The organism is Cupriavidus sp. 01L46 (assembly GCF_056399905.1).
In genome coordinates, this window is record NZ_JBFTSF010000286.1 from 1 (window position 1) to 11230 (window position 11230).

An 11230-nucleotide genomic window follows, 5' to 3' on the forward strand; every position below is an offset into this window, starting at 1 on the left:
GACCGAGCCCATGATTGCGCAAAATCCGGCGGCGATGGCTTTTGTTGCCAGCTATGTGGCGATCAGYTCGGCCGGCGGCTTYGTCGCMCGSYTGTTCGAYCTGCGCGGCAAGCTSGACAAGAGYGARCTGGAGGASGCSGTGCGCAGCGTGGGGGTGAAGCGCGTTTCCGCCGGCAAGGAGATCCTGAAGCAGGATGCACGGGAGGACCGCCGCCTGTACGTGGTGCGCCAGGGCGAAGTGCGCATTGTGCGGACCGAGGAGGGCGTCGAGTATCCGTTGGYGACCTTGCGCCAGGGCGACATCTTTGGCGAGCGCGCCTGCGTGATGCGCCAGGAGCAGATCGCGGCGGCCATCGCCGGCACGGATGCGCGGCTGCTGGTGATTCCGGAAAAGACCGTGCAACTGATCCTGGAGCGCAATCCCAAGCTGCGCGAGGTGCTGGAAGAGCGCATCCGCTTTATCGACCGGGAGCTGCACCGGCAAAAGAAGATGGCCGAGCGGCGCAAGCATCCGGTGATGCTCGACCTGCGCTCGAAGCCGGAGTTCGGTGAGCGCGTTATCCGCCGCTTCGCCCTGGTCGAGCAAGCCGAGGAGATGGATTGCGGCGCTGCCTGCCTGGCGATGATCTGCCGCCATCACGGCATCCCCATGACGCTCGGCAAGCTACGCGAGCTGGCCAACGTGACCACGCAGGGCGCCACGCTGGACAGCCTGGCCCGCGCCGGCGAGTCGCTCGGCTTTACCACGCGCGGCGTGCAGTGCACGCATGATTCCTTGCTGGGTTTCGAGCTGCCGTTCATCGTGCACTGGGAGGGCTACCACTACGTGGTGGTGTACGGTGTATCGAAGCGCTGGGTGTGGGTGGCTGACCCAGCGCTCGGCTTTCGCAAGATGGGCGTGGAGGAGTTCGAGCGCGGGTGGAGCGGCACCTGCCTGCTTTTCACCTCCGGCGAAAGCATGGCGCAACTGGCGGTGGCACGCTCGCCCTGGCTGCGCTTCATCGGCTACCTGGCGCCGTACAAACGGATCCTTGCGCACCTGTTCATGGCGACCTTCGTGATCCAGGTGCTGGGCGTGGTGCCGCCCCTGATCATCCAGAACATCCTTGACGGGGTGGTCGTGCACCAGAACATGGGCCTGCTGAACCTGCTGATACTTGGGTTGATCGTTTCCAGCGTGTTTTCGCAACTGATGAGTTCGGTGCGAGCGTATCTAGCCAACTTCATGGTGCGCAATATGGACTTCGCCATGATGTCGCACTTCTTCAAACACACCATGTCGCTGCCATTTTCCTTCTTCGCCAAGCGCAAGACGGGCGAYATCTTYGCSCGCTTCCAGGAGAACCAGACCATCCGCGCCTTCCTGACCGAGTCGACGGTGACRACGGCRCTCAACCTGCTGATGGTGTTYATCTACTTCACCATCATGTTCCTCTACAACGTCAAGATGACGCTGGTGCTGATCGCCTTCGTGGTCCCGATCGCGATCCTGACGATCGTGGCAACGCCAAAGGTCAAGGCCTTCGCGCGCGAGGTGTTCACCACCACGACCGATGCGCGGTCCTACCTGATGGAGACGCTGGGCGGGGTGGAAACGGTCAAGGGCATGGGAATCGAGCGCCCGGTGCGCCTGAAGTGGGAGAAGAAGTACGCCAAGGCGCTGGAGGTCCAGTACAAGGCGCAGGCGTTCCATATCCTGGTTGGGCTGGCCAGCCAGTTGCTCAATGCCGCGACCACCATCGCGGTGCTATGGGTGGGCGCCAACCTGGTGCTGCAGCGCGAGCTGACCGTTGGCCAGCTCATTGCCTTCAACGCCTTCATGGGCAGCGTGCTGGCGCCGTTGATGGGGCTGGTGGCATTGTGGGGCCAGCTCAACGATGCCGGCGTGGCGATGGAGCGCCTGGGCGACGTGCTGGACCTCGATCCGGAGCAAAAGCCGGAGGATCTGGCGTCACGCGTGATGCTGCCGGACCTGCAAGGCGAGATCAACCTGGATGGGGTCTATTTCCGCTACGGCGGCGCCGAAACGCCCTACGTGCTGGAGAACATCAGCTTCAGCATCAAGCCCGGCGAATTGCTGGCCATTGTGGGACGCAGCGGATCGGGCAAGACYACGCTGGCCAAGATGCTGGTGGGGTTCTACGTGCCCACGGACGGCAAGATCACCGTGGACGGCTACGACCTCGGCGTGATCGACAAAGAGTATTACCGCGCGCAGATCGGCTACGTGATGCAGAGCAACCTGCTGTTCTCAGGCACCATCGCCGAGAACATCGCCTGCGGCGACGACAGCCCGGATCGCCGCCATATCGAGGAAGTCGCCAAGATGGCCGATGCCCACGCGTTCATCAGCAAGCTGCCGCTGGGTTACGAGCAAGTGGTGGGCGAGCGCGGCGTGGGTTTGTCCGGCGGGCAGATCCAGCGCCTGTGCATTGCCCGCGCGCTTTATCACGATCCGCGCCTGCTGGTCTTCGACGAGGCAACCTCGGCGCTGGACACGCAATCGGAGAGCAACATCCTTGGCAACATGCAGGAGATCCTGCAGGGCCGCACGGCCGTGATCATCGCGCACCGCCTGAGCACCATCATGCGCGCGGACAAGATCCTGGTGCTGTACGAAGGGGCCATCGTGGAGCAAGGGCGGCATGAGGAACTGCTGGAGCGCAAGGGCATGTACTACCAGCTGGTGCAGAAGCAGCTGAGCTCGGAGTGAGCGCTTTCGCACAGCCCGGGTGCCGCCGGGCGGCAACGGCGCATCTGGCATATCTGCCGTATCGCGACGCATTGGGGAGCGCGACATGAAGCTGTTCAACCAGGGTGGCTCCGTCGGGTCGGCCATCTCCTATGCCGGGCTGATCGAGAAGATCGAGATCCTGCGCTCGACGTTGCGCTGGGCCTCCAAGCTCGAGCGCACGGAGATCGAGAAGCTGCTCAAGCAGGCCACCACGCTGCGCGACGAGGTGATGCAGCTATCGCACAAGGAGCGCTTTGTGCAGGCAGCCGTGGCGGAGCCGGTGCCGGCCGACCTGGCGCCGCGCGAGCGCCGCCAGGCGTTGCTGGAGCGCAGCTTTATTTTCGAGGGCACCTTTGGCGACAACCCCAAGCTGCTGGAGGCGCTGGAGATCGCCGAGAAGGCGGCGCCGACCGATCTGCCGGTGCTGATCGATGGCGAGAGCGGCACGGGCAAGGAGCTGATGGCCAAGGTGATCCATGCCAACGGCTCCAGGACGGATAAGCCCTATATCTCGGTGAACTGCGGGGCCATCCCTGAGAACCTGCTGGAGTCGGAGTTGTTCGGCCACAAGAAGGGCGCCTTTACCGRCGCGGCCAACGATCGCCGCGGCAAGTTCGAGAGCGCGCATACCGGCACCATCTTCCTCGATGAGATTGGCGAACTGCCACTCACCGGGCAGGTCAAGCTGCTGCGCGTGCTGGAGTCGCACGAAATCCAGCGGGTCGGCTCTGACGAGACGATTTCGGTCGACACGCGCATCGTGGCAGCCACCAACCGGGACCTGCGGCGCCTGAGCGAGGAGGGCAAGTTCCGCGAAGACCTGTTCTACCGCCTCAGTGTGATCCACGTCACGCTGCCGCCGCTGCGCGAGCGGCGCGACGAAATCGCCTTGCTGGTGGCGTATTTCGGCGACGAGGCCGCCGGCGTGTTAAAGCGCCGGCCCATCAAGCTCACCCCTGGAGCATCTTCCGCAGGACCTGCGGCCCAAGCCATCGGCGCCGGCAGCCAGTGGCGCCGTGGCACCGCTCGTGGTGGATGCGTCCACGGCCACCTCGCTCAGCGAAGCCAAGCGCGCCGCCAGCGATGAAGCCGAACGCGCATTTCTCGAGCGGGGTTTGCAGGAGGTCGGCGGCACGGTGGCGGAACTGGCCAGGCGCTTCGACATGAATCGCTCGCACCTGCAGATGCTGCTGAAGAAACACGGCATCCATTCCAAGGATTTCCGCAACCAGGGCGCGGCGCAGGGCGGCAAGGCGCGGTAGGAGGGCGGCGGGAGGGCGGTGAGCCGCACGCCACAGGCTACAGCGCGGGATTCACCATGGTCTTGTCCGAGGCATAGAGATCCTCGGCGCGCGCCACCACCGCCGAGATGTTGTCGTGACCGCCACGGCCCAGCGCCGCGGTCACCAGTGCCTGCGCCGCCAGCTCGCAATCGCCGCAGGCCAGCACGCTGGCGATCTCCGGGTCCCGCAGCTCATTGCTCAGGCCATCGCTGCAGAGCAGGAACATATCGGCATCCGCGACTTCCACCCAGGTCTGGTCCAGCTCCAGCGCCGTGTTCGCGCCGACCGCGCGGGTGATGGTGTTGTGCGCAGGGTGATGCACAGCTTCTTCCGCAGTGATCAGGCCGCGCGCCTTGAGTTCTTCCACGCGGCTGTGGTCCCGGGTCAACTGGGTCAGGTGCGCGTCCCGGTACAGGTAGATGCGGCTGTCGCCCGCCCACAGGCAGCCACAAAAGCGTTCGCACGCCATCAGCACCACCACCGTGCTGCCGATGCGCCGGACCTGCCGGCGCGCCGCTTCCTCCAGCAGTTCGCGATTGACTTGCTGCAAGGCRATGCGGGCCCCGTCGAGCAAGCTTTCGAGGCTGTGCGGCAGGGCCAGCCGGGACAGCGTCTCCACGACCAGATTGCTGGCATAGTCGCCAACCGCGTGGCCGCCCATGCCATCCGCCACCACCCAGAGCCCGCGCTCCGGCTGGGCGAGACAGGCATCCTCATTGCGCTCCCGTACCAGGCCGACATCGGTGCGAGCGGCTGAAGTCCAGCGGAATTGCGATGCACAGGTCACGATCATCTCCGGTGTTCGGGCGAGCTAGGACGCCACAACGCCACGCCAGCGCCTGGGCGGCATTGGCGTGGCGGGCGGCGCATGGCTGGACCGTGCGGGCTGCGCGCGAACCGGCTTACATCCGGCCGTCGTTCCTTGCCCCTTGTCCCGCTTGCACATTGATGTTCGCGCCGGGCGCCGTATTGCGAACGTCTATGTTCTGGAATTGGTTAACCATTTGATCAGCATAGAAGCTGTTGTTGATCTCGTAAAAGTTGACGACGGGCCCAATGCTTTGCCGGGGCGGGGAATAGGGCTGGATCCAGCCGAATACCCAGGGCGCGCCACCGCCCCGGATGGCCGCCATGGCCTGGCCATCCAGCGTGCGGTTGGTGTAGAGGTCGTTGATGGTGAGCGCCGCCATGATGGTCTCCGGTGCGTGGGATGGGTAGGGGCTGTGTTGCGGTCCGTGGCTTCTTGCCATGCGTCTATAGAGCAAAGCGCATGCCAGTGATGTGGCTGGCCCGATGCGGCGCCGCAAGTGCTTGAATTTGCTGTGTTTCCCCTTCTCGCTGGCGATACCGGACTGACCTCGGAATTCGCGGCAGGGCCATAAGCGTTGGCGCAACGCCAACATCCTCCACCGGCATGGTGGGGGAAACCCACCGATTTGACTCGGGCTCGCCGCCCGGCAGCGCATTGCCACTGCCACTGCCACAGCCATCGCATCCGCTTCGTCATGGCTTCCACGGTCTCGCGGACCTCCCTGATGGCATGCCGCCAACACTACTGGGATCAGACTGTTGGCTGGCCGGAGACGCCTATCCCCTGCCTGGCCGGTTGAAAACACCGTAATCCCTTGATCTGCCTGGGGCTGCGGCGTTGGCACGGTTGATGCGGATAGTGTGGCAACCAGCAGGCAATGCCTGCAGCCAGCAAACAGATCAGAGGCAGCCATGAACCACCAACACCAACACCAACAACAAGACAAGGCCATCGATGCCGACCTTCCCCTAGGCGCGCACCTGGTCACGGAGCGCCGAGGCTATGCCCACCACGGCATTTACATCGGCGAAGGCAAGGTGGTTCACTATGCCGGCTTTGCCGGCTCGCTCCATCGCGGCCCGGTGGAGGAAACCACGGTGGAAGCTTTCGCTGCGGGTCACATGGTCACCGTGAAGGCCAATCCTTGCGCCAGGTATGTCGGCCTGGAAGCCGTGGCGCGCGCCTGCTCCCGCCTCGGTGAAGACAGCTACCGGCTCCTGACCAACAACTGTGAGCATTTCTGTACCTGGTGCCTGTTTGGCGAAGGCCGCAGCGAGCAAGTGGACGCCTGCCTGCACCACCCCTGCATGGCCGTGCAGGCCGTCGCCAACCTGCTCAGGGCGTTTCTCGAAACCGGGTTCAAGGGCGCGCACTTCGGCGCCCGTGCCGCCTAACGCGTGGCGCGCGGCGCGTGAGGTGGGTCGCTTCAATCAGGCAAGCCAAGGAGACTGACATGCAAACCGCCAAGATATCCCTGCGTGGGCTGATCGACAAATGGCTTGGCTCCAACCTGGCGGCGCCCGCGCGGATCACCCGCGTGCGCAGTCCGCGGGCTTGCCGCAGCGACTGTATCCGGGTGGATGTGGCCCGCCCGTCGGGGCAGTTGTCGATGTTCTTCTTCCGCCATGCCGATGGGTGCTGGTGCGTATTCCCGCCAGCGCTCAGGGTGGGCTGAGGTGCTTGACCCGCGCCACGCTGCATGCGAGCTCAATGCCTTCTCCTGGCCACGCGGCGATGTGTCCATCTATCATGGCTTCATCCCCAGCGACGAGGAGCCGCGCAATGGAACGACGATTCGAGTACGGCGGTTATGCCGTGGTGGCACGCGCGGCTGCACTGGCCGGTGGCGGCTATACGGCAACGGTTACCATTTCCGACGCCTTCGGCGACGCGCCGCAGCCTTCATTCGAGGAAGAGGCCGGCGTGGCTGACACGGCGGAAGCCGCGATTGCCCTGGCGGAAGCCTCGGCCATGCGGACCATCGACGCCGGGCAGGTGAACTAGCCGGGCAGGCCTCGGCCTTCAATATCGTGCAAGGCTGTCATTAGCGGGACTTTGCGCAGGTGCGCTTGCCACGACTTAAAATGGCGGCTGCTGTTCAGCCTGACGCCCGTCCGGGCGCGCCGACCGGCCCCTCCGGAACCCCATGTACGCCATCCTGCCAGCCTTCATAGTGCGCCGCCAGGATGAAGAGTAGGTCCTTGGGCCGTGCTACGATTCTCTTGAACAACTGGAGAAAGCTATGGATCTCCAAGGCTTCACGTACTACAAGGATCACTGGTACGAGGCTTCCGCGGCGTCCCCAACCGGTGGGCCTTGGCATGGTGAGGTGACGATCTGCGCAAAGGCGGCGGATGGCAGCTCGATCAAGATCTTCGAGCACGAACCCGTGCCTGGGCAGTATTTTTCCGAAGGCGAGGCCTGGCAGCATGCACGCGACTATGCCGAGAAGCTGATAGACGAAGGCCGGGCGGACCCAGGCGCTCACTGATTCGCGCACCGTACCCCATCCGGGTCAGCCACACTGCGTGCTACGGTCTTCCGAAATCCGGGGAGGCACAATGGACTTCAAGTACAGAGGCCGGGATATCTCCATCCAGACGAGAGAGGTCGCGAGCAATCGGTGGGACTGGTCGTATGTTATCCGTGGGCACGGACACAGGCAAAACACTCGGGAGCCTGCGGCCTCGGAAGAGCTCGCGATCGATGATGCATATCGAGTTGCGAAACGCGAGATTGATCAGATCAGCGTTGACTGCGACGACTAGCCGCAGCGCCTGGGCCTGGCGATCCAGTCGAGGCCGAAGTGCATGTTCACGCGATGCGTCAGCACCGCTGACTTGTTCTGCCCCACATCCGCTGCACTGAACAGCGGGCGGCCCATGTTCGCTTCGCTCACCGTATCCGGGTCGAATGTCACAACGCGCAAGCCTGGGTGGCCGAGGGCGCGGATGGCGTGATTGAGCCTGGTCAGCCCCGTCAGCATCTGCGAGCCGTTGCCGCTACAACCGATCGGCACCACCTCGACAACCCGATCGAGGCAGGCGGACGGGGTGATATGGATACCGGTCACGTCGGCTCGTAATCCAGGACCACCGCTTCATCCCACCTGGCGAGCGAAGTTTCCCCGAGGTGACGCTTCAGCATTTTGAGGGAGCCTGCCTTACTACGACCAATCGGGCGCAGCTTTCCAACCTCTTCCTCGTACTTCGTGATTAGTGCCCCGATGGTAAACTCGGTTAATCTCCGATCGTCGGCGAACCCTCCGTTCCACACGCCGATTTCTACCTGCTGAGCCCAGCGCCTTTTTGTCGAAGGTGCGCGTGATTGTGGGGTGGCCCTTGCGTCTTATCTGAGCACGCCACTTGTCCCCTATCTTGATGATGGAAGCCACTTTCCGTCCTGTGCGTGTAGCAATCTCGTAGCAATCGAAGCAGAAATGACGGTAAATATGATGTGTTATTGATAAGGATCGGTTCAGCCGATTCGACAAGAAATGACTGATTTAAAAGGAAAAATGGCTGCTACGGGCGCTCGTAGGGTATCGGTTGCACCGATGATGGATTGGGGGAACGGGGAACGGTACAGCCAAGCTGGATAAGGGCTGCAGCGGGTGCTACAAAGCCGTGTAGCACCGATGTTGCACTGAGTTGGCGGAGACGAAGCCCATGGGACGGAAAGGCATGCAACCGCCAGCGCCGCCTAGTCATGTTTCACACCGACAGTTCGGCTCCGGGTGTTTTTCGATGCGTTGACGCCAAATTGTGTGTCGAGGGGGGTCGGTTCCGTTACGGTTTCAGGTTAAACTGAAACGCTATAGGCAAATTTCGGAACAAGGTGTGGATAACTTATCTGAGGTCTTGAAGATCCTCGAGGGAGCCCTGAAGGCCAACGCATCAATGGCCTCGAACTATGCTGGCCTGCTCGCGGATAAATTGGAGGCTGCAGGGGAGCGCCGTCAAGCCGGCATCATTCGGGAGCGACTCGCTCGCGCGCCAGTCGCGCTCGCGTCCGTGCAGGACGCAACTCGGGGAGTTTCCTTCGGGTCGCTTCCCGTAGACGGTGAAAGTCGACTGCAAACAGTCGATGTCAGCAGTCCAGCATTGGCGCTTACTGAGTTGTTGTTACCTGATGCTATCGAAGCGCGGTTAGAGGAATTCCTAGCTAGCATTGAACATCACGACGCTCTCGCGCGCGCTGGCGCGGCAATGGCAAACCGATTGCTCATTTACGGTCCTCCTGGTAYGGGAAAGACGCAAACGGCTCGGTGGGTGGCTGCGAAACTGAACCTACCGTTGCTAACGGTACGTTGCGATACGCTTGTCAGCAGTCTGCTCGGACAGACGAGCAGGAACTTGCGGCGTGTAATGGATTACGCACAGCAAGAAAGCTGTGTCCTTTTCCTTGATGAGTTTGATGCGTTAGCTGGTGCTCGCGGCAATGAAAGAGATGTTGGCGAATTGCAGCGAGTGGTCATCGCTCTGCTGCAGAACATTGACGCTCTCTCGGACGACACGATAATTGTAGCGGCAACAAATCACGAGAGTCTTCTCGATCCGGCTGTGTGGCGACGGTTCAGTTTTCGTATTCCCATGCCCTTACCTGATAAAGCCCTTCGAGTGCGCCTATGGGAGAAGCTTTTAGGGAGCTTTGCGCCGGCATCGATTTCGCTAGATGAACTGGCTGAATTGTCCGATACCGCTTCCGGAGCGTTAATACAGCAAGTATGTCTTGATGCAAAGCGAACCGCCATAATCGCTGGGGAAAGCAAGGTCGACGAGATGCAGTTGTTCAGGCGCCTCGGGTTGACATTGGCCTTGGCGCATGGGGTAGTGCTGAGTACGACGGAAGCGGAAATTTCATGGTTAAGAGAATGGGACTCGCGACGCTTTTCGCTGCGGGGTCTTGGAAGGCTGTATAGTGCGTCCACGCGGCACATTAATAATATCCTGAGTAAGGAGCAGCCAGATGGTGACCAGGTCAAGAACTCGCACAGCACAAGCGGTAAGGTCCGCCGCTAGAACCAACAATCCCTTTACACATATACCCTTCTCTAGAGGGGATTTGAGTTCTTCCGGTAGCACCGGCGGTGGGGCAAAGGTTTTGGTGCCTATTGACCGGGAATATCGGCAATCCCTTGTCGCAACGTTGGATAACGCGCAGCAGGTACTATCACGCGAACTGGCTCTCTTTCCTAATTCTCTTGGCCCATTGGTCTTTAAGCTTCGGGATGTAGGAATAGCTAAATCGCACCGACCCCTCAAACTTGCGGAAGAGGCCGGCGTGCAGCCAGCCGGTCATGCCAACATTGATGAGATGCTGGTCGGTGCGCAAGCCGCCAGCATTGCGCTTCTTCGCTGGGTCATACTCGAAAGAGATATTCAGCTGATACGTGCGAATCTAAGTGCTATCGAACACATTGCACCCTGGTCAAGAGCGCGCCGAAACCCTGAAGGGTCAAGGGCGCTTCAAGAGCGCGGGACGGCGCTACTCCGGCCATTCCGCTATCTGGGAGATGATGCAACTGAGGACAATTTGCAGGTTGTTCGTACGTTACTTCGGCTGCTGCAAATACCTTTTTCAGAGATTCGTCACAGGCGAGGGGTACCGCTGTTCAGAGTCACCAATTTGGACAATGTGTCTGAAGAAAGGCTTGAACATTTGCTGTCCTATCCAGGGCTGCGGCATGTGTATGCCGAGCCGAAGTATGCCAGCGGAGTTATTGGGCAGGCGCAAACTACTGAACCTGGCGGAGGCGGTAGCCCGATGCCATTGCCGGCCGAAGGCTTGCCCACAGTAGGGGTCTTTGACACCGGCGTGTCACCTGCGGCTGCCGCAATCGCGCCTTGGGTTGCCGGGCGGGAGACTTTTGTCCTTCCTCCCGACACGAACTACGAACACGGCACAATGGTCGCATCGTTGGTGGCGGGTGCCCAGAGTCTCAATTCCGGCCATCCATGGTTGCCACCAACAGGCTGTATGGTGTTTGACGCATGCGGCCTCGAATCAGGGGGCGGCGATGTCAGCCTGCTTATTGAGCGCCTCCGGGAAGCTATTCCGAGGCGACCTGATATCAAGATTTGGAATCTTTCGCTGGGAGCAGCGCAATGTGATACAGACTCGTTTAGCGAATTCGCGCAAGCGCTCGACGAGCTTAGCGACGAGCACGGCGTGCTATTTGTCGTTGCATCGGGCAACTATCTGACACTCCCTCGTCGCGGGTGGCCGGACGCCGCAATCCTGCAGGATAGAGTGTCAAGTCCCGGGGAAGCGGTTAGAGCACTGACAGTTGGTTCCATCGCTCACGTTGACGGGGATGGCGCTTGGGTTGGCTCTGGCGGGCCAGCCCCATACTCGCGCCGAGGTCCGGGGCCGGTTTTTACGCCGAAACCAGATATCGTG

At 61.6% G+C, this 11230-nt stretch carries 10 protein-coding genes and 1 pseudogene; 8 read left to right on the forward strand and 3 right to left on the reverse strand.

The genetic code is table 11. The features are described from left to right. Both AC1DS3_RS31665 and AC1DS3_RS31670 read left to right on the forward strand, forming a co-directional pair. The coding region (locus tag AC1DS3_RS31665; protein ID WP_477128689.1) for an ABC transporter transmembrane domain-containing protein at window positions 1–2713 on the forward strand (2713 nt) is incomplete at its 5' end. 85 nt (window positions 2714–2798) lie between these two features. Continuing rightward, a pseudogene (locus AC1DS3_RS31670) lies at window positions 2799–3996 on the forward strand (sigma 54-interacting transcriptional regulator). 37 nt (window positions 3997–4033) lie between these two features. Here the strand turns inward: AC1DS3_RS31670 and AC1DS3_RS31675 are convergent. Together AC1DS3_RS31675 and AC1DS3_RS31680 are read right to left on the reverse strand one after the other, a co-directional pair. After that, window positions 4034–4804, reverse strand: a complete 771-nt coding sequence (locus tag AC1DS3_RS31675; protein ID WP_441641421.1) for a PP2C family protein-serine/threonine phosphatase — start codon at window positions 4802–4804, stop codon at window positions 4034–4036. 115 nt (window positions 4805–4919) lie between these two features. Further along, on the reverse strand, window positions 4920–5207 hold the full coding sequence (locus tag AC1DS3_RS31680) for a hypothetical protein (RefSeq protein ID WP_441641420.1): 288 nt from the start codon (window positions 5205–5207) through the stop codon (window positions 4920–4922). 532 nt (window positions 5208–5739) lie between these two features. On the opposite strand from AC1DS3_RS31680, the gene AC1DS3_RS31685 reads away from it, so the two are divergent. The 4 genes from AC1DS3_RS31685 (at window position 5740) to AC1DS3_RS31700 (ending at window position 7319) form a co-directional block, all read left to right on the forward strand. After that, the gene (locus tag AC1DS3_RS31685) at window positions 5740–6222 is read left to right on the forward strand and encodes a lecithin retinol acyltransferase family protein (protein ID WP_441641419.1); all 483 of its coding nucleotides are present in this window, start codon (window positions 5740–5742) and stop codon (window positions 6220–6222) included. Between the two features lie 59 nt (window positions 6223–6281). Then, window positions 6282–6503, forward strand: coding sequence for a hypothetical protein (locus tag AC1DS3_RS31690; protein WP_441641418.1), 222 nt, complete (start codon window positions 6282–6284; stop codon window positions 6501–6503). Window positions 6504–6610: 107 nt separating this feature from the next. After that, window positions 6611–6832 (forward strand): hypothetical protein, encoded by a 222-nt coding sequence (locus AC1DS3_RS31695; RefSeq protein WP_441641417.1) that lies wholly within the window; start codon window positions 6611–6613, stop codon window positions 6830–6832. 238 nt (window positions 6833–7070) lie between these two features. Continuing rightward, the gene (locus tag AC1DS3_RS31700; protein ID WP_441641416.1) at window positions 7071–7319 is read left to right on the forward strand and encodes a hypothetical protein; all 249 of its coding nucleotides are present in this window, start codon (window positions 7071–7073) and stop codon (window positions 7317–7319) included. 273 nt (window positions 7320–7592) lie between these two features. Here AC1DS3_RS31700 and AC1DS3_RS31705 read toward each other — a convergent pair whose 3' ends face one another. Continuing rightward, window positions 7593–7901: a ubiquitin-activating E1 family protein gene (locus AC1DS3_RS31705; protein ID WP_441641415.1), complete on the reverse strand. Its 309-nt coding sequence runs from the start codon at window positions 7899–7901 to the stop codon at window positions 7593–7595. A gap of 766 nt (window positions 7902–8667) precedes the next feature. Here AC1DS3_RS31705 and iteA point away from each other — a divergent pair. Both iteA and AC1DS3_RS31715 read left to right on the forward strand, forming a co-directional pair. After that, window positions 8668–9849 carry an anti-phage ATPase IteA gene (gene iteA / locus AC1DS3_RS31710; RefSeq protein WP_477128690.1) on the forward strand — a complete coding sequence of 394 codons (1182 nt, stop codon included), beginning with the start codon at window positions 8668–8670 and terminating at the stop codon, window positions 9847–9849. Window positions 9850–9892: 43 nt separating this feature from the next. Further along, window positions 9893–11230, forward strand: a 1338-nt coding sequence (locus AC1DS3_RS31715; RefSeq protein WP_477128691.1) for a S8 family serine peptidase, incomplete at its 3' end; no start/stop codon positions are given.